Source organism: Nocardioides panacihumi, from assembly GCF_039530925.1.
Classification (GTDB): domain Bacteria; phylum Actinomycetota; class Actinomycetes; order Propionibacteriales; family Nocardioidaceae; genus Nocardioides; species Nocardioides panacihumi.
The window spans coordinates 174,044-190,939 of sequence record NZ_BAAAPB010000004.1 but is presented as its reverse complement, the minus strand read 5'-3'; the positions used below and the strand labels follow the sequence as shown (position 1 = coordinate 190,939).

Below are 16,896 nucleotides of genomic sequence, written 5' to 3'. Positions count from 1 at the left end.
GGAGAGTAACCTGATTCTGTTCTGAGGAGAGCCATGACTTCCGACCATCATGACACCACGGGCTCGACGGGCACCGCGTCAGGCTCACCGTTCGACCTCTTCAGCCTGGCCGGGAAGGTCGCCCTCGTCACGGGCGGAAGCCGCGGCCTCGGCCGGGAGATGAGCCTGGCATTCGCCCGCGCAGGAGCACACGTGGTTGTCACGAGCCGCAAGCTGGACAACTGCGAGGAGGTCGTGGCCGAGATCGAGTCGACGACCGATCGCTCGGGTCTTGCCTACGCGTGCCACCTCGGGCGCTGGGACGAGGTCCAAGGGCTTGTGGAGGCGGCGTACTCCCGTTTTGGCAAGGTGGACGTGCTGGTCAACAACGCCGGCATGTCGCCGCTGTACGACGACGTCACCGATGTCACCGAGAAGATGTTCGACAGCGTCATCAACCTCAACCTGAAGGGCCCGTTCCGCCTCACCCAGCTGGTCGGCACCCGGATGAAGGCAGCCGGATCAGGGAGCATCATCAACGTGAGCAGCACCGGCTCGCTCCGGCCGATGGGCTCGATCATCCCCTACGCGGCCGCGAAGAACGGTCTCAATGCCATGACCGAGGGCTTCGCCCATCTCCTCGGCCCTGAGGTTCGCGTCAACACGCTGATGCCAGGTCAGTACCTGACCGACGTCGCCGCATCGTGGGACATGGACTACACCAACAAGCAGGCGGTGCGACTCCACCTCAAGCGCGTCGGGAACCCGCCCGAGATCGTGGGAGCCGCCCTGTTCCTCGCCAGCGACGCGTCGAGCTACACCTCGGGCACGATCCTGCGCTCTGACGGCGGCATCCCGTAAGCCGGGACGGCACTCAGCGCATCATCAGGGTGCCCCCGTCGACCGGGAACACCTGCCCGGTCATGAAGCGAGCTCCGTCGCCCGACAGGAAGGCCAGCACGGGCACGAAGTCCCGCTCCACGTCGCCCAGCTTGCCGCCGAGCGGGACAGCGGTGGCCATGAACGCGTCATGCGCGGCCAGCTGCTCCGGAGTCATCGAGGCCCGGGTGGTGTCGTACATGGGCGTCCAGATCGCGGGTGCGATCGCATTGACCGTGACGCCGTACTGCGCCCACTCCTGTGCTGCTGTCCGGGTCCACGCGACGACGGCGCCCTTGCTCGCGGAGTAGGCGGCCTTGTTCTTCAGACCCTGCACCCCCGCTGCCGAGGCGAAGTTGATGATCCGGCCGCCCCTCTCCTTCAGGTGCCGGAAGGCGAGCTGGTTGGTCACGAACGTGCCGGTGGCGTTGATCCGCATGACCCGGTCCCACGTCTCGATCGCGATGTCCTCCGCAGCTCCGCCGGGCGCGATGCCCGCCGCGTGGATGAGCACGTCGAGGCCGCCCAGCTGGCCGACCGCGTTCGCGAACGCCGCCTCGGCGCTCGCCGGGTCGGCCACGTCACAGGCGACGAAGCCGGCTCCGGCGGCGCTGGCGATCGCGGCGCCAGGATCGTCGACGATGTCCATCGACACGACGTCGGCGCCGAGCGCCGGGAACGCTCGGACCAGGCCGGCGCCCATGCCGCTCGCCCCACCGGTGACGATGACGCGGCGACCGTCCAACCGCTCGGTCATCGGGCTGCGACTCCGAGCTTCTCGCGGGCGGCGGCAAGTCTCGACGGGATGTGGTCAGTCGGCCAGAGGCCGTCCGTCGCGTCGTACCCCTTGAGCACGGCGCGGGCCACTTGGCGCAGGTGAACCTCGGTCGGTCCGTCGACGAGGCCCATCACGGGCGCACTGATCCACATCTTGGCCAGCGGGGTGTCCTGGGTGACACCGAGAGCGCCGTGGACCTGGATCGATCGCTGGACGATGTCGTGCAGCACCTTGGGCGTGAGGAACTTGATGGCGCTGATGTCCTTCCGGCACTGTGCGTAGTCCTGGGTCTTGTCGATCAGCCAGGCGGTGCGCAGCACGAAGAGCCGGAACTGGGTGAGCTGGGCGTAGGACTCGGCGATGAAGGTCTGCACGGTTTCGCGCTCAGCCAGCGGCCGCCCGCGGGTGACCCGGCTCAGCGCGCGCTCGCACATCATGTCGAGCGCACGCTGGGCGAGGCCGACGGTGCGCATCGCGTGGTGGACGCGGCCGCCGCCGAGGCGGACCTGCGCAACCTGGAAGGCCTTGCCCTCCTGACCGAGCAGCGCGGTCGACGGCACCCGCACGTTCTCATAGCGGATGTAGGCCTCCGAACCCTCCTCGGCCGGCTCGTGGATGAGGGCGAGGTTGCGCTCGATCGTGATGCCCCGCGTGTCGGCGGGCACCAGGAACATCGACATGCCGTCGTGCGGACCGGCGTCCTTGTCCGTGTAGGCCATCACGATGAAGAAGGTCGCGTAACGGGCGTTGGAGGAGAAGAACTTCGAGCCGTTGATGACCCAGTCGTCGCCGTCGCGCACCGCCGTGGTCTCGAACCCCGACACGTCCGCACCGCCCTGCGGCTCGGTCATCGAGTACGTCGAGAAGATCTCGCCGTCCAGGAGCGGCTGCAGGTAGGTCGCCTTCTGCTCGGGAGTCCCGAAGTGGGCGATGATCTCGGCGTTCCCGGTGTCGGGCGCCTGGGTCCCGAAGACGACAGGAGCCCAGGTCGAGCGGCCGAGGATCTCGTTGAGCAGCGCGAGCTTGAGCTGCCCGTAGCCCTGACCACCGAGCGCGGGCTCGAGGTGACAGGCCCACAGGCCCTGATCCCGGACCTGCTGCTTGAGGGGGTCGACGATCCGCCGGTGCTCGTCGTCGAGGGGCTTGTAGTTGTCGTGCGGCCAGACGAGGTCGAGCGGCTCGATCTCGTGTCGGACGAACTCGTCGACCCAGTCCAGCTTCTTCTGAAACTCGGGGTCTGTCTCGAAGTCCCAACTCATGGGTCTGCTCCTCTGGTGGGGGGTAGGGACGGGTTCGATCAGCGCAGGGACGTCGTGCGCGACAGCGAGGCCGCGAACTCCATCAGCTCCAGCACGATGGGGCCGAAGCGGGCGACCCGATCGTCGGCTTCGCCCTTGACATGTCTTGCGACGCTCGCCTCGAGCACGATGGCCAGCTTGAAGCGGGCGAGGATGACGTAGTAGTCGACGTAGGAGACGTCGCGACCGCTCACCCTCGCGTAGTGCTCGAGCATGTCGTCCCGCGGAGGCATGCCCCCGTAGTCGAGGTAGCGGGCGTACTTCATCGCATCACCCTCGGGCGGCCATCCGACGAGGACCCAGCCGAGGTCGAGGAGCGGGTCGCCGATGGTCGCCATCTCCCAGTCGATGATCGCCGCGAGCTTCGCGGGGGCGCCGTGCCGGTACATGACGTTGGCGAACTGGTAGTCGCCGTGCATGATGCCCGGCTCGAAGGTGCGCGGGGTGTGCTCGCGCAACCATCGCGCGGTCTCGTCGAGGCCGGGGATGTCACGGAACTTGTAGCCGGACAGGTGCGAGAGCCAGCGGTCGACCTGCCGCTCGAGGAAGCCGTCCGGCTTTCCGAAACCCTCGAGGCCCTGCGCCCTCCAGTCGACCCTGGCCATCTTCGCGGCGCCGTCGACCAGCTCGATCGCCAGCCCGCGTCGCGCCTCGAGATCAGTGTCGAACGGCGCTGCCCACCCGCCGTTCATCGGACTCCAGCCGTCGACCAGGTCCATGACGTAGAAGGGTGCGCCGATCACGGCGGGGTCGTCGGTCACACCCCGAAGACGGGCGTGGGGCACGTCGGTGCCGGCCAGCGCGCGAAGCAGGCGCGCTTCGCGCATCAACACCTGCGCGCTGGCTGCGACGTCGCGGGCAGGAGGGCGGCGAAGTGCCATCTGCTCGCCGCCACGGTCGACCAGGTAGAGCTCGTTCTGCGAGCCGCCCGACAGCGGCTTCACCTGCGCCAGATCACCTTGGCCAGGGAGTCCCGCCGTGTCCATCCACCTGCTGAGCGACTCGACATCCATGGTTGGAATATAGTTACTCTCAGGTGAGAACGCAATTACTCTACGATCGGAGACCCCGCGTGAACGACGGCAGCACACCAACCGCGCTTGTGGCGCGGGTGCACGCGCTCGGCTCACCTGACCAGGTCCGACTCGACCCCGTGCCCGTGCCCTCTCCCCGGCCCGGCGAGCTCCTGATCGCGGTGCATGCCGCGGGAGTCAACTACCCGGACGTGCTCATGATCGGCGGCAGCTATCAGACGAGGACACCGCTGCCATTCGTTCCCGGACACGAGGCCGCCGGCGTCGTGGCAGGGATCGGTGACGGCGTCAGCGGTTGGTCTGTCGGAGATCGCGTCGCGGTGCTCGCGCCCGGCGCGTTCGCCGAGTTCCTCGTCGCGCCCGCCCAGGCTGCCCATCCGATCCCAGCCTCGGTCTCAGTCATCGACGCAGCGGCGACATGGGTGTGCCACCTGACGGCGTACCACGCCCTCCGGTCGGTCGCCGAGGTCAGCGCCGGTGAGACGGTGCTGGTCCTCGGCGCCGGCGGCGGCCTGGGCCTTGCGGCCGTCGAGCTGGCCGCGATCCGGGGGGCGACGGTGATCGCCGCGGCGTCCGATCCGAGGAAGCTGGCGGCCGCTCGCGCCCGGGGAGCGAGGTACGTCGTCGACTACTCCGAGGGCGATCTCCGACGTCACCTTCGCGACATCGTCGGCGCTAGCGCGGTGGACGTCGTGCTCGACCCGGTCGGCGGGTCGGTGTCCGAGGACGCGCTGCGCGAGCTTCGCTGGGGTGGCCGGTTCGTGACCCTCGGCTACGCCAGTGGCGACATCCCCCGCATCCCCCTCAACGTCGTGATGCTCAAAGGCGTCACCGTGAAGGGTCTGGAGGTGCGCACGTTCGCCGCTCATGATCCTGAGGCGGCAGAGCGGGACCGCAGGGAGTTCACCGAGCTGTGGGAGGCCGGCAGGATCCGCCCGTTCGTCGACGCCACCTTCCCGCTCAGCCACGTGCGCGACGCCCTGCAGCACGTAGCGGGACGGCGTTCGGTGGGCAAGACCGTCGTCCTCATTCGCGACGACGCCGGGCGTGGCATGTAGCCCCGCCCGGCGTCGCTGCACTATCAGGCGTCCGCGAGGTGCAACAGCATGCAGCCGGCCTCCGGCCCGCCACCCACGCCGACCGCCGCGAGTTCGACGTCCTTCGCGATCTGCCGGTCACCGGCTTCCCGCCACAGCTGGACGCAGGCCTCGTGAACGAAGCCGTAGCCGTGGAGGCGGCCGGCTGAGAGCTGGCCGCCGTGCGGGTTGATCGGCAGCTCCCCTTCGAGGCGGTAGTGGTCGACGTCGTCGAGGAACGGACCGACCTTGCCGTGCTCGGCGAAGCCGAAGGCCTCGATCCACTGGGTGCACAGATAGCTGAAGCCGTCGTACAACGTCGCGAAGTCGACGTCGGCCGCCGTGAACCGGGTGGTGTCCCACATCGACGCCGCGGCGTCGTGCGAGGCCATGGTCGTGAGGTCGGCGCGCTGGTCCCAGCTGTGCCGCTCGTAGAGCGCCGCGCCTGCGGCCTCGATCGAGATCGGCGTGTTGGCAAGCCCCGCGGCCGCCTCCCGCCTCGACACGATGACCGCCGTCGCGCCGTCGGCGGGGACGTCGCAGTCGTAGAGGCCGAACGGCGTCGAGACCATCCGAGCGCCGAGGTAGTCGTCCATGGTCAGCGGGTCGCGATAGATCGCGTTCGGGTTGAGGCCCGCGTTGCGGCGGGCGTTGATGACCAGCTTGCCCAACTGCTCGCGCGTGAGCCCGAAGTCGTGCATGTAGCGCTGTGCGTACATGCCGATCCAGCTCGCAGGCGAGGCCGCGCCGAACGGCAGGCGGAACTCGGAGTGCCCGGAGGCCCGGACGCTCTTGCCCGTCAGCGCGGCGGCCCTGCCCGACGCTTGTGCGGTGGCCTCCCACACGGAACGGAAGCACAGGACGTGGGTCGCGCGACCGGACGCGACGGCCGCCGCCGCGTCGAGCAGCGTGCCGATCTGGCCCGAGGTCTCGACGCCGCTGACGTGCCATGTGGTCCTCAGCCCGAAGGCATCACGGACGTCGTGGGTGGTCGCACCGACGAAGCCGCCCTCGGCGGCGACGGGCCCGGGGTAGCTGGCGACACCGTCGATGTCGTCGAAGGTGAGCCCGGCGTGCTCGACGGCACGTTCGGCGGCCTCCAAGGCGAGGTCGATGCCGGTACGGCCGATGCGGCGGCCGATCTGCGACTGGCCGACGCCAGTGATGACGGCGCGGTTCTCGACGAAGGTCATGCGCTCACCGGCTTGAAGAGGGGCAGGGCGACGTCGTCCTGCTCGTCGAACACGACCTCGACGGCCATCCCGATCTCGACCTGGTCCACGTCGCAGTCGACCAGGCAGGTGGTCAGCCTGACCCCCGGCTGCTCATCGAGCTCGACGGCCGCGACGACGTACGGCGGCGGGAAGGCCGGGAACCAGGGGTGATGGTTGACCGAGAAGGCCGCCACAGTCGCGCGACCCGATGCGACCTCAGGAGCGACGTCTCGGCTGCGGCACTTCCAGCAGGCTCCGACCGGTGGATGGATCCACTGCCTGCAGGACTGACACCGATAGATCCGCAGCTCGTTCTCGAATCCCCCCGTCCAGAACGCTCGCGAGTCGGGAGTGACCTCGGGGAGCATGCGCCCCGCCGGTTCTGCCATGGAATTCCTCCACCACTTGAACTGAACTCGATCGTCAGATAGTTCACCCTACTGATGGGATGTAGTCCACCAGCAGCGCGCCTTTACGCTACATAACTTGTGACCGACCGCACACTATCCCACGAAGTTTATGTACACTCAGTCAGAATCTATCGAGCTGGCGGTGATCTGATCAGGTCTTCGATCCAGTCCCACGCAGGAAAGGGAACAGCATCGTGGTCGGTGTGATGAGCGGGATCCGAGTCGTCGAGGTCGCCGCGTGGACGTATGTTCCGGTAGCGGGCGCGCTCATGACCGAGTGGGGCGCCGACGTGCTGAAGATCGAGCACCCCGAGGTCGGCGATCCGCAGCGAGGCCTGGTCAGCTCGGGCCTCATCCCCGCCGGCGGCGTCGCCCACATGTTCGAACTGCCCAACCGCGGCAAGCGCAGCGTGGCACTCGACCTGAAGACCGAGGAGGGTCACGCGCTGCTCATGAAGCTGGTCAGCACCGCTGACGTCTTCCTCACCAACTTCCGCCCCTCGGCACGCAAGAAGCTCAAGATCGACGTCGACGACGTGCGCGCGCACAACCCCGACATCATCTACGCCCGCGGCTCCGCGGCGGGCCAGGAGGGCCCGGAGTCGGAGCGCGGCGGCTACGACCTGACGTCCTTCTGGGCTCGCACCGGCATCGCCTCCAACGTCAGCCCGGATAGCCTCGGGTACCCGGTGACGATGCCCGGGCCGGCCTTCGGCGACGTCCTCGGTGGTCTGGCGCTCGCCGGGGCCATCAGCACGGCCCTCTTCCACCGCCAGCGGACCGGCGAGGCCCTGACGGTCGACGGCTCGCTCCTCGCCACGGGTGCATGGGCGATGGGCGGCACCATCGCCGGTGCGTATGCCTTCAACCAGAAGGTCTACCCGAAGCACACGCCCGACCGTGCGCCGAACCCGCTGGTGAACACCTACCGCACCGCTGACGACCGATTCGTGACGCTCGTGATGCTGGAGTCCGACCGGTTCTGGCCCGAGCTGGTGACGGCGTTGGGCGCGCCCGAGCTGATCACCGACGAACGCTTCGACAGCCACGCCAAGCGCGCACAGAACAATGTCGAGGCATGCGCGGCGCTGTCGCAGGCGTTCTCCAAGAGGACCTACACCGAATGGGAGCCGATCCTCGAGACCCTCAACGGCGCGTGGGCCAAGGTCCAGCACCCGCTGGAGGTGGTCGAGGACCCACAGGTCGTCGCCAACAACTACATCGCCGACCTCGAGGACCACAACGGAACGCCGTTCAAGCTGGTTGCCGCGCCGGTGCAGTTCAACGAGTCTCCGGGCGAGACCCGTCGATCCCCCGAGCACGGCGAGCACACCGACGAGGTGCTCCAGGAGGTCGGCTACTCGATGGAGGAGATCATCGAGCTCAAGGTCAGCGGCGCCATCCTCTGACATCTGCACGCGATCGAACGAGGAGACGATGATGGATCTTGATCTTGGGCTGCTCCTCCTCCGCGTCGCCCTCGGGCCGATGCTCTTCCTGCACGGCTGGAACAAGGTGTACGGCGGCGGCGGACTGACCGGAACCGCCGGCTGGTTCGAGGGACTCGGCCTCCGGCCGGGCTGGCTGCACGCTCGGCTCGCCGCCGGGACCGAGCTCACGGCCGGCGTACTGATGTCGCTCGGCCTGCTCACGGGGATCGCCGCGACGGCCTTCGTCGGCCTGATGCTGGTCGCGACCCTCACCGATCACCGCGGCAAGGGCTACTTCGTGTTCAAGGGTGGCTGGGAGTACACCGTGCTGGTCGCTACGGTCGCTGTCGGCCTGGCGGCGACCGGGCCCGGCGAGTGGTCGCTGGACCACCTGCTCGGGCTCGACCTCGCCGGCCTGGCCTGGGCTGCGGTGGCGGCAGTCGGCGGGAGCGTCGCGGCGGCAGCGCTACTCGGGGTCGCCCGACGCCCGATCGCGGCTCAGCAGCAGTGAGGCCGTGCCTATCCTGCACAGGACGGGCACCGACCGCGGCGCCCTGTCGTGTGGACGTGAGCGAGGAGCAGTGGAGTTCGTCAGCCTGACCGACCTCGCAGACGGGTGCGCCCGGCTCACCGGCGATCCCGGCCAGCCTGCCCTTGCCGTCGTCGACCTGAGCACCACGGACTGGTCCTCGCCGGTGGTCGCGACGGCCGCCGCGACCCTCGCCGAGCGGTCGATCGTCACGCTCGGCTGGTCGTCGGTCGCACTGCCGCCGACGTCGGCAGCGGTTCTCGACGCTCTGACGCTCACGCTCGCTCCGAACGGCCCCGGCCGATCGTGGGTGTCGGTCACGGACGCGGTCGACGACATCGCCGCGACCGTCGCGGCGGCGCCGGGTGCCGCGATCACCCTCGCCTCGCTCCTTCCTGCGACGTCTCGGGCCGACGTCTACGACGGGCTGCAGCTCGAGTCACTCGCATACTCGACCCTCCTCGCCGGTCCGGAGTTCGCTGCTTGGCGCGCCGCGACACCCGTCGCCGTCGTTCCGCCAGATGACGAACCCGTCCTGCTCGACAGGATCGACGACGACCTCGCCATCACCTTCAACCGGCCACACCGCCACAACGCCTTCAGCCGGTCGTTGCGCGACGCACTGATCGAGGGGCTCGAGGTGGCCAGGCTCGACAGGTCCATCAGGAGCGTCGTGCTGAGCGGAGCCGGGCCTTCCTTCTGCTCGGGTGGGGATCTGGACGAGTTCGGAACGGCACACGACCCGGTCGCAGCACACATGACCAGGCTCGGCCGCTCGGCGGGATGGCTGATCCACCAGCTTCGAGGACGGATCACGGTCCACCTGCACGGGGCCTGCATCGGTGCTGGCATCGAGCTGCCCTCGTTCGCTGGCCAGGTCGTGGCCAGCTCCGACACCTGGGTGCAGCTACCGGAGCTCCGGATGGGGCTGGTACCCGGCGCCGGCGGGACCGTTTCCGTCAACCACCGGATCGGCCGCTGGCGCACGGCCTACCTCGCCTTGTCCGGCAGGCGGCTCGACGCCGCGGCAGCCCAGGAGTGGGGTCTGGTCGATGTCGTCCGCTGAGGAGCTGCGCGACTGGGCAACCTCGGGAGCGATGTGGCTGACCGGGCGCTCCGCCGGACCGCCGGTGGTTCCACCCGGTCGCGGCGCGACGACGGTGCGCGAGTCCCTTGCGACCCTGGGGCCGGGCGTGCCTGCCATCCCCGGTCTGCTCGGTGAACGCGCTGCTCACGCCGGACTCGGGCGGAACGCACCGTGGTCCTGCGGTGGTGCATTCCGCACGCTGGCGGCCGCCGACGGCTGGGTCGGGCTCTCCCTCGCCAGACCGACCGACATCGAGCTGCTGCCGGCGCTCGTCGAGGGTCCGGTCGGGCCAGATCCCTGGGCGGCGGTCGCCGAGTGGGCGGGCACCCGCAGTGCCGGCGACGCCCAGGACCGGCTTCGCCTGCTAGGGCTTCCGGGCGGCAGGGTGCCCGACACTCCTCCTGACGACCGCCCGGGAGTCCTCGAGGCCGTCCTCGGCCGACGTACGGTCGTCGACCGGCCTCTGGTGGTCGATTTCACCAGTCTGTGGGCGGGTCCGCTGTGTGCCCACCTGCTCGGTCTGACCGGCGCCTGCGTCGTCAAGGTGGAGAGCGTGCAGCGCCCCGACGGCGCTCGGTCGGGACCGCCTGAGTTCTTCCGGATCCTGCACGACGACCACGACCAGCTCGTGCTCGACTTCGCGACAGAGCTAGACCGGCTCCACGATCTGGTCGCGTCGGCGGATCTCGTGCTGGAGGCGTCCCGCCCGCGTGCGCTTCAACAGCTCGGGCTGATCGCCGAGGATGTCGTCGCCGCGGGGACCAGCTGGCTGTCGATCACGGCCCGCGGTCGGTCGTCGGATGCGGTCGGCTTCGGGGACGACGTCGCGGCGTCCGCCGGGCTCGTCCACGTCGACGACGGGACGCCGGTGCCGGTCGGCGATGCTATCGCCGACCCTCTGAGCGGGGTCGCCGCAGCAGTCGCGGGCCGAGCGGCGCTCGACTCCGAGGATGCCCGCCTCATCGACGTCTCCATGCTTCACGTGGCAGCCGAGACGGTCAGGCCGCCGGCATCCAGGGTGGATCATCACGTTCGGCTGCGTGACGGCGAGTGGTGGCTCGACACAGCCGAGGACGTCGTACGCGTGGAGAGGCCGCGGACCCGGTGAGCCTGCACCTGCGAGACGTCGAGGTAGACGGCACGCGCACCGACGTCTGCGTTGTCGACGGCCACGTGGCGCGCGTCGGTCGGGGTCGCTGCGGCCATCCGCCCGGGGCGCATCCGACCGAGGTGGAAGGCCGCGGCGGCGCCCTGATCCCCGGACTGCACGATCATCACCTGCACGTGCTCGCCCTCACCGCCGCGTGGTCGTCCGTCGACTGCGGGCCGGGGCTGGAGGCGTTGCGAGGGGCACCCGGATCCGGCTGGGTACGAGGGGTGAACGCCGAGGCTAGCGTCGACCGTCATGCCCTCGACCGACTCGTGCCCGACCGGCCGGTTCGCGTCCAGCACCGCTCAGGCGGGCTGTGGATGCTCAACTCGGCGGCGTTGCGGCTCGTGGCCCATGTGCTCGACGACACCGACGACGTCGAGCGCGATGAGGGCGGCGTACCGACGGGGCGACTGTGGCGCTACGACGCACGACTCCGACCGGCGCTGCCGGCGGTGTCCCCCGAACTCGGCGAGGTTGGCCGACGGCTCGCCCGACTCGGCCTCACCGGTGTCACTGACGCCACCCCGGATCTCGACGAGTCGGCGATCAGCCTGCTCGGGACGCTTCCCCAGCGTCTGTTGCTCCTTGGCGACCCCGCCGGTGTCGGACCACGGAAGCTTCTCCTGCGCGACCACGATCTGCCTGACTACAACGCGCTGGCCGCGACCGTCGAGGCCAGCCATTCGAAGGGCCGGCCGCTGGCCGTCCACTGCGTGACGCGGGAGTCCCTGCTCCTGACGCTGGCCGTGCTCGACGACGTCGGGGCTCTGCCGGGCGACCGGATCGAGCACGCAGCGATCTGTCCCGCCGAAACCGCACGGTGGATCGCCGGACTCGGTGTGGCGGTCGTGACCCAGCCCGACTTCTTGCGCAGCCGCGGCTCCAGCTACATCCGAGACCTCCCGGCCGAGGACGTCGGCGACCTCTATCCCTACGCCGGGCTCCGCGAACATGGCGTTCGCGTCGCAGCCAGCAGCGACGCTCCGTTCGGCGAGGTCGACCCGTGGCGGGTCATCGCGACAGCGGCGGACCGCCCCATCGGGTCTCACGAGAACGTCCCTGCGCGCACGGCGCTGGACGGCTACCTGAGCGAGCCGCTCGACCCGGGCGGCCCGCCACGGCGGGTGGCACCAGGGGCGCCGGCCGACATGATCCTCCTCGACGTGCCCCTCGCTACGGCCCTGCGCGCCCCCGACCGTGGAGTTGTTCGATCGACCTGGATCGCCGGCAAGGCCGTGTGACGAGGATCAGGACAGCTCCCGCAGCCCCGGCAGCACCTCGGCGGCGAACGTGCGCAGGAAGCCGGCCTGGTCCTGGCCGGGCGGGTGGAAGACGAGGTGGTCGAAACCGGCCTCGACGTAGGCGCGGCAGTCCTCGACGACCTCCTCGGGCGTGGTCGCGACGATCCACCGCTGGGCGACCTGCTCGATCGGCAGCTCGTCGGCCAGCCTGGCCATCTCCGCCGGATCCTCGGTGCCGTGCTTCTGCTCGGCGGTCAGCGACAGCGGCGCCCAGAAGCGGGTGTTCTCGAGAGCCTCGTCGCGGGTGTGCGCGTAGGACAGCTTGATCTCGATCATCCGCTCACCGGAGCCGACCGGCTTGCCCGCGGCCTCCTCGCCCTCGGCGACCGCGGGGAGCAGCTTCTCGGTGTAGAGGTCCATCCCCTTGCCCGAGGTGCAGATGAAGCCGTCACCGCCGCGGCCGGCGTACTTCGCGACGAGCGGGCCGCCCGCGGCGACGAAGATCGGCACCCCGCCGTCGGGGCGGTCGTAGACGGTCGCGTCCTTCGTCCGGTAGTAGTCACCCTCGAAGGTGACCCGCTCCTCGGTCCACAGCAGCCGCATCAGCCGGACCGCCTCACGCAGCCGCGCGAAGCGCTCCTTGAACTCCGGCCACTCGAACTCGCCGGCCACCGCCATCTCGTTGAGCGCCTCGCCGCTGCCGACACCGAGCACGACCCGGCCCGGGTACAGCGAGCCGAGGGTGCCGAACGCCTGCGCCATCATGGCGGGCGAGTTGCGGTACGTCGGGGTCAGCACGCTCGTGCCCAGCGTGATCCGCTCGGTCCGCTCACCGACCGCCGCCATCCAGGCCAGCGAGTACGGCGCGTGACCGCCGACGTGCCGCCACGGCTGGTAGTGGTCGCTGACCCACACGCTGTCCAGGCCGACCTCCTCGGCCAGGACGGAGTACTCCACCAGGTCACGCGGCCCGAACTGCTCAGCCGACGCCTTGTAGCCGATCTTCAACGTCATATGTACATGGTGTCAGATCATTGCTGACAGCCACCTCCCCCATCCACGCCTCGTATGGCATTGGGTCGAGTCGGACGCCTTGAAGTATGAGCGAGGCCTCCCACCACCGCAGCTCGCGGTCCGCGCCCGACAGGACCCGGGACCTACGGCCGAGGCTCATCGAGTCGCTGGGTGCTGCATGGTCCGTCGAGTTCGGCGATAACATCCTGGACTTCGGCGCCCCGGCCTTCTATCGCTGAGGCGAGGCGTACAGATTGGGGAGCAGGTTGGCGCGTGCTGGGATCACGTCCCGATCACGAGCCGTGGATCCTGGCCGACCTGCAACCGCCGCCAACGAAGACGAACGGCCTTGCGCCACATCGTGGTGCATCTACCACCGTGTCCTCGAGGTGCCGACCGGCCCTCGTGTCGGTCGGCGCCGAAAGTTGAGCGACGGTTCAAGACTGGAGACGGGCGCGCTCAGCGAGGATGACGTTGATCCGCGCGACGAGTGGGGTGCGGTCCATCCACCCAGGTGAGAGTCGCTGTAGCAATGCGATCCTGTCCTGCCCTTTGCTCAGGGTGATCCGGCCGATCAGCACGTCAGCGACGGCACCCATGAGCGCGTGGCCGACCCAGTCCACTTCCACGGACCGCAACGAATCCGCGACCATCGAGAGATGCTCGGTCGGCATTTCGGTGAGGCGCGCGCTTCCCCGAACGTCGAGCCACAGCTCGTCCTGTTGGACGACGCTCTTCGGCACCCTCACGCTGCGGTCGTCGGTCCGGTCGGACGACGTGAGTCGGCCCGCTGGGCCAGGGTCAACTGTGTCGGGATGGTTGCCAGTAACCAGGCCGAGAGCTTCGTTGAACCAGTCGGCATCCCACGGCTCCGGATCAGGCAACTCGGTGTTTGACGGCACAGGATGAGATCTACACGCCTCCGTTCCCGGTCGCCGTGGACTGGACGGTCTTGCACCGGCGCGGCGCATTCGTGCAAGAAGATCGCAACGAGCCGCGTGCGGTGAGCACCCTTGGCCGTATCGCTTGGCGAAGCAGTTGGTGCCTGAACGGTGCCTGCCATGCCTTCCAAACGAGTCCGTTCACCACTTCTGCAACCTCATGCCTATGCCGACCCGCCGACCGCGTTCGGGACCGAACAGCCCATTCGTTGGCACATCCCTCCAGGTGGCGACGGCTACTCCAGGAACCTGGCGCGTCTCCAGCACCGCCTCGTCAAGGTCGTCGAGTCGATCCCCGACCCCGCGGCCTCAACCGCAAAGCGACCACGCAAGGATCCGACCGACCGCGAGACGCTGTCGCGGATGTGCGCTCGGTGGGGGTTCAGCCGTTCGTACTGGCAATGGGTCAAGCGGGGCCGCAGCTGGGTGCACCAAGCTGCGCTCGCCGGCGCGACCGAGATCTTGCTCGGCCAGCTGAAACGAGCGTCGCACGGCGCCGCTGACTAAGAAGGTCGGCTTCCGAACCTGCGATGCAATGGTTCACCGCAATTCTGTTCCAGAGCCACTGAAGGACTCCCGCTGTGTGCGGGAGTCCTTCTTCAGTCTTCGCCCTCGTTCGGCGCTGAAACCGGGCACGCGCGGGCACCGCCTGGCCCTCCGCGAGGGAGGGAGGCATCTCGATCCGGAACGTTCTGCCGACATCGGTCGGGGCTCTCGATCTGCACACCGGGGTGCACGACGTGCAAAGGCCGCCACGCATCGCTGACCGCGACAGCGCTGCGTTACCGCCTGGCCGAGTGTCCGGATCCTTGCGCCCAACCGTCGCCTCAGAACCGTCCAGAACCCAACCCAGACAGTTACCACTGTCGGAGTTCGGTCCTGGACGCATGTGGCAGTTATTGCAGGTCAGCACCTCGCAAGCACTGTGCCCGATGCGTCAAGGCGATCAGCCCATTGACCCGGACATAGGAGTCCCGAATTGGTGAACTACAGCAGAACCCGCAACCACCCGAGCCCTCGACAGGGCGACGGTCGATCATCCGATCCTGGCGCGTCCAAGGCGCTCGTGGCATTGGTCGACACGCTTTCGAGCCACAGCCGAGGTGAGGCCCTGTCGAGGGGCATGGATGCGGCGAACGACGACGACCGCGCAGCGGCGACTCTGGACGTCGAGCTGGTCGAGGCCGAGCTCACTGACGGAACCCAGATCAGTCTGGATGCCAACGTCATCGACCTTGTCCTGGACTCTTACCTCGATGACCGTGGCCGCCTCGTACCGGTCCCGGTCCAGAAGGCAGCTGTTCCCGTGAACGGCCTCTCGGACGACGACGCCAAACGACTGGCGCGGACCCGCCAGATCAACGACATGCGCTCGCGGGCGTGGGCGGACAACACACTGCGCGCCTACGGCTCCGGCGTACGGGCTTGGCGCAGCTGGTGCGCAGACGAGAACGTGCCAGCGCTGCCCCTGGACCCAGTCCATGTCGTCAACCACATCCTCGACCTGGTCTTCGTCCGCAACGGGGCCGACTACCTCAAGGACGACGAAGGTAACTATGTGACCTCTGTGGTCGCGAGCACCGTCGAGATCCGACTGTCGGCTCTCAACAAGCTCGCCGAGTTCGTCGGGCTGCCGCGCCCGGGCGACAACCTCGGCGTACTCGAAGTCATTCGCGGTCTACGACGCACGCTCGGCACGGCGCCCACCAAGCGCCGCGCCGCGCTCGACTTCGCGCTGCTCACCAGGTGCCTGGAAGCCACGACCGGGGCAACGTTCGCGGGTGCTCGTCTGCGAGCGGCTGTCCTCCTCCGAGCCAGGACAGGTGCGTCGGTTGGGCAGCTTGCGGGCCTCGAGTGGGCGGACGTGGAGTTGTCCTCCGAGGTCGCCGTGATCAGCCTGCCGCCGCGTCGAAAGGGCGGCCAGGTGCAGCGTGTCGAGGTGCGCAAGCACCGCAACAAGAGGCTCTGCCTGATCGAAGCGCTCTCCCAGCTACGGCGAATCGCGCCTGAGCTCGGCCCAGTGATCTGCCGGCGTGACGGTACCGAGTTGAGCCGCCAGGCGGTTCACCTCTCCCTGAGCGAGGTCTGCCGACCTGCTGGTGGTTTCGGTGCACTTGCCCGGGCGAACGACCGCGTCCTTGCCTCGGTCCTGGAGTCCGCGCCGACCCCGACCGCACTCGAGACCGCCCGCGACCGCGCACTCCTCTTGACCGGCTTCTATACAGCCCGACGTCGAAGCGAACTCGAGGCGTTGAACTGGCGCGACCTGATCGACCACGGACGCGACGGCTGGGAGGTCAAGATCCGTCGCTCGAAGACAGACCAGACGGGCCAGGGCCACACGAACTGGTTGCCGCAGGAGGATGAGGACAACCCATTGCTCTGCCCTGCACGCGCCATGCGTGAATACCGACGCTTGCTGGCAAAGACCATTGGTCGCGAGCCCAGCCATGCAGAGCCCGTATTCGTCCCGCTCACCTCGGGCGGCGCGGTTCGTCGGGCCCGCGGCGACAGGTTGAAGCGGCTCACGGCCGATGCGATCAGCGACGTCGTCACTCGCCGGGCGGCAGCCGCAGGACTCGTCTCCCCCGCTGGATCGGGCGGATTCGGGGGACACAGTCTCCGCGCAGGCTTTGTCACCGAGGCCCTGCGCGACGGCAAGCTCTCTATCCCGGAGGTCCAGGAAGTCACCGGCCACAAGAGCGCCGACATCCTCTTGGGTTACAGCCGCGAGGTGAACGCAGCCAAGCGGAACGGCTCACGCCGCCTGATGGAGGCCGTCCGCGACTCGCGGAAGCCCACGTGATGCCTTCGCAAGACCGAGTCGGCGAAG

At 68.8% G+C, this 16,896-nt stretch carries 15 protein-coding genes and 1 pseudogene; 8 read left to right on the top strand and 8 right to left on the bottom strand.

Going from position 1 to position 16,896, the window contains the following annotated elements; all coding sequences use genetic code 11:
- The first annotated feature begins 33 nt into the window (after positions 1-33).
- Positions 34-840, top strand: a complete 807-nt coding sequence (locus ABD205_RS16950) for an SDR family NAD(P)-dependent oxidoreductase (protein WP_344046794.1) — start codon at positions 34-36, stop codon at positions 838-840.
- 13 nt (positions 841-853) lie between these two features.
- Here ABD205_RS16950 and ABD205_RS16945 read toward each other — a convergent pair whose 3' ends face one another.
- Genes ABD205_RS16945 through ABD205_RS16935 form a run of 3 tightly spaced genes read right to left on the bottom strand, consistent with a single transcriptional unit; the run spans position 854 to position 3,947 of the window.
- Positions 854-1,615, bottom strand: a complete 762-nt coding sequence (locus tag ABD205_RS16945) for an SDR family NAD(P)-dependent oxidoreductase (RefSeq protein ID WP_344046792.1) — start codon at positions 1,613-1,615, stop codon at positions 854-856.
- Entirely contained in the window at positions 1,612-2,895 is a 1,284-nt protein-coding gene (locus ABD205_RS16940) for an acyl-CoA dehydrogenase family protein (protein ID WP_344046790.1), read from the bottom strand. The genes ABD205_RS16945 and ABD205_RS16940 overlap by 4 nt, the downstream gene beginning before the upstream one ends.
- Before the next feature lie 38 nt (positions 2,896-2,933).
- Positions 2,934-3,947, bottom strand: coding sequence for a phosphotransferase family protein (locus tag ABD205_RS16935; RefSeq protein ID WP_344046788.1), 1,014 nt, complete (start codon positions 3,945-3,947; stop codon positions 2,934-2,936).
- A gap of 59 nt (positions 3,948-4,006) precedes the next feature.
- On the opposite strand from ABD205_RS16935, the gene ABD205_RS16930 reads away from it, so the two are divergent.
- Entirely contained in the window at positions 4,007-5,026 is a 1,020-nt protein-coding gene (locus tag ABD205_RS16930; protein ID WP_344046786.1) for an NADPH:quinone oxidoreductase family protein, read from the top strand.
- A 23-nt stretch (positions 5,027-5,049) separates the two neighbouring features.
- On the opposite strand, the gene ABD205_RS16925 is transcribed toward ABD205_RS16930, so the two are convergent.
- From ABD205_RS16925 to ABD205_RS22640, 3 genes and pseudogenes are all read right to left on the bottom strand, one after another.
- Entirely contained in the window at positions 5,050-6,237 is a 1,188-nt protein-coding gene (locus ABD205_RS16925; RefSeq protein WP_344046784.1) for a thiolase family protein, read from the bottom strand.
- Positions 6,234-6,452: a Zn-ribbon domain-containing OB-fold protein gene (locus ABD205_RS22645; protein WP_425573077.1), complete on the bottom strand. Its 219-nt coding sequence runs from the start codon at positions 6,450-6,452 to the stop codon at positions 6,234-6,236. The genes ABD205_RS16925 and ABD205_RS22645 overlap by 4 nt, the downstream gene beginning before the upstream one ends.
- 42 nt (positions 6,453-6,494) lie before the next feature.
- Positions 6,495-6,626, bottom strand: a pseudogene (locus ABD205_RS22640) (zinc ribbon domain-containing protein); the annotation flags it as partial.
- Between the two features lie 248 nt (positions 6,627-6,874).
- On the opposite strand from ABD205_RS22640, the gene ABD205_RS16915 reads away from it, so the two are divergent.
- From ABD205_RS16915 to ABD205_RS16895, 5 genes are all read left to right on the top strand, one after another.
- Complete coding sequence (locus tag ABD205_RS16915; RefSeq protein WP_344046782.1) at positions 6,875-8,077, top strand: CaiB/BaiF CoA transferase family protein; 1,203 nt, start codon at positions 6,875-6,877, stop codon at positions 8,075-8,077.
- Between the two features lie 31 nt (positions 8,078-8,108).
- Positions 8,109-8,609, top strand: coding sequence for a DoxX family protein (locus ABD205_RS16910; protein WP_344046780.1), 501 nt, complete (start codon positions 8,109-8,111; stop codon positions 8,607-8,609).
- Between the two features lie 70 nt (positions 8,610-8,679).
- Complete coding sequence (locus tag ABD205_RS16905) at positions 8,680-9,693, top strand: enoyl-CoA hydratase/isomerase family protein (protein WP_344046778.1); 1,014 nt, start codon at positions 8,680-8,682, stop codon at positions 9,691-9,693.
- Positions 9,680-10,822 (top strand): CoA transferase, encoded by a 1,143-nt coding sequence (locus ABD205_RS16900; RefSeq protein WP_344046776.1) that lies wholly within the window; start codon positions 9,680-9,682, stop codon positions 10,820-10,822. The genes ABD205_RS16905 and ABD205_RS16900 overlap by 14 nt, the downstream gene beginning before the upstream one ends.
- Positions 10,819-12,108 (top strand): amidohydrolase family protein, encoded by a 1,290-nt coding sequence (locus tag ABD205_RS16895; protein ID WP_344046774.1) that lies wholly within the window; start codon positions 10,819-10,821, stop codon positions 12,106-12,108. Before ABD205_RS16900 ends, ABD205_RS16895 begins: the two co-directional genes overlap by 4 nt.
- 6 nt (positions 12,109-12,114) lie before the next feature.
- Here the strand turns inward: ABD205_RS16895 and fgd are convergent, their stop codons facing one another.
- Positions 12,115-13,122, bottom strand: coding sequence for a glucose-6-phosphate dehydrogenase (coenzyme-F420) (gene fgd / locus ABD205_RS16890; protein ID WP_344046772.1), 1,008 nt, complete (start codon positions 13,120-13,122; stop codon positions 12,115-12,117).
- Positions 13,123-13,559: 437 nt separating this feature from the next.
- On the bottom strand, positions 13,560-14,024 hold the full coding sequence (locus ABD205_RS16885) for a hypothetical protein (protein WP_344046770.1): 465 nt from the start codon (positions 14,022-14,024) through the stop codon (positions 13,560-13,562).
- A gap of 1,021 nt (positions 14,025-15,045) precedes the next feature.
- Between ABD205_RS16885 and ABD205_RS16880 the strand changes: the two genes are divergently transcribed.
- Positions 15,046-16,869 carry a tyrosine-type recombinase/integrase gene (locus ABD205_RS16880; RefSeq protein WP_344047535.1) on the top strand — a complete coding sequence of 608 codons (1,824 nt, stop codon included), beginning with the start codon at positions 15,046-15,048 and terminating at the stop codon, positions 16,867-16,869.
- Positions 16,870-16,896 lie beyond the last annotated feature (27 nt).

Coding starts and splice junctions, on each gene's coding strand:
- ABD205_RS16950 (WP_344046794.1), top strand. CDS start 34: ATGACTTCCGACCATCATGACACCACGGGCTCGACGGGCACCGCGTCA.
- ABD205_RS16900 (WP_344046776.1), top strand. CDS start 9,680: ATGTCGTCCGCTGAGGAGCTGCGCGACTGGGCAACCTCGGGAGCGATG.
- ABD205_RS16915 (WP_344046782.1), top strand. CDS start 6,875: ATGAGCGGGATCCGAGTCGTCGAGGTCGCCGCGTGGACGTATGTTCCG.
- ABD205_RS16925 (WP_344046784.1), bottom strand. CDS start 6,237: ATGACCTTCGTCGAGAACCGCGCCGTCATCACTGGCGTCGGCCAGTCG.
- ABD205_RS16910 (WP_344046780.1), top strand. CDS start 8,109: ATGGATCTTGATCTTGGGCTGCTCCTCCTCCGCGTCGCCCTCGGGCCG.
- ABD205_RS16935 (WP_344046788.1), bottom strand. CDS start 3,947: ATGGATGTCGAGTCGCTCAGCAGGTGGATGGACACGGCGGGACTCCCT.
- ABD205_RS16945 (WP_344046792.1), bottom strand. CDS start 1,615: ATGACCGAGCGGTTGGACGGTCGCCGCGTCATCGTCACCGGTGGGGCG.
- fgd (WP_344046772.1), bottom strand. CDS start 13,122: ATGACGTTGAAGATCGGCTACAAGGCGTCGGCTGAGCAGTTCGGGCCG.
- ABD205_RS16940 (WP_344046790.1), bottom strand. CDS start 2,895: ATGAGTTGGGACTTCGAGACAGACCCCGAGTTTCAGAAGAAGCTGGAC.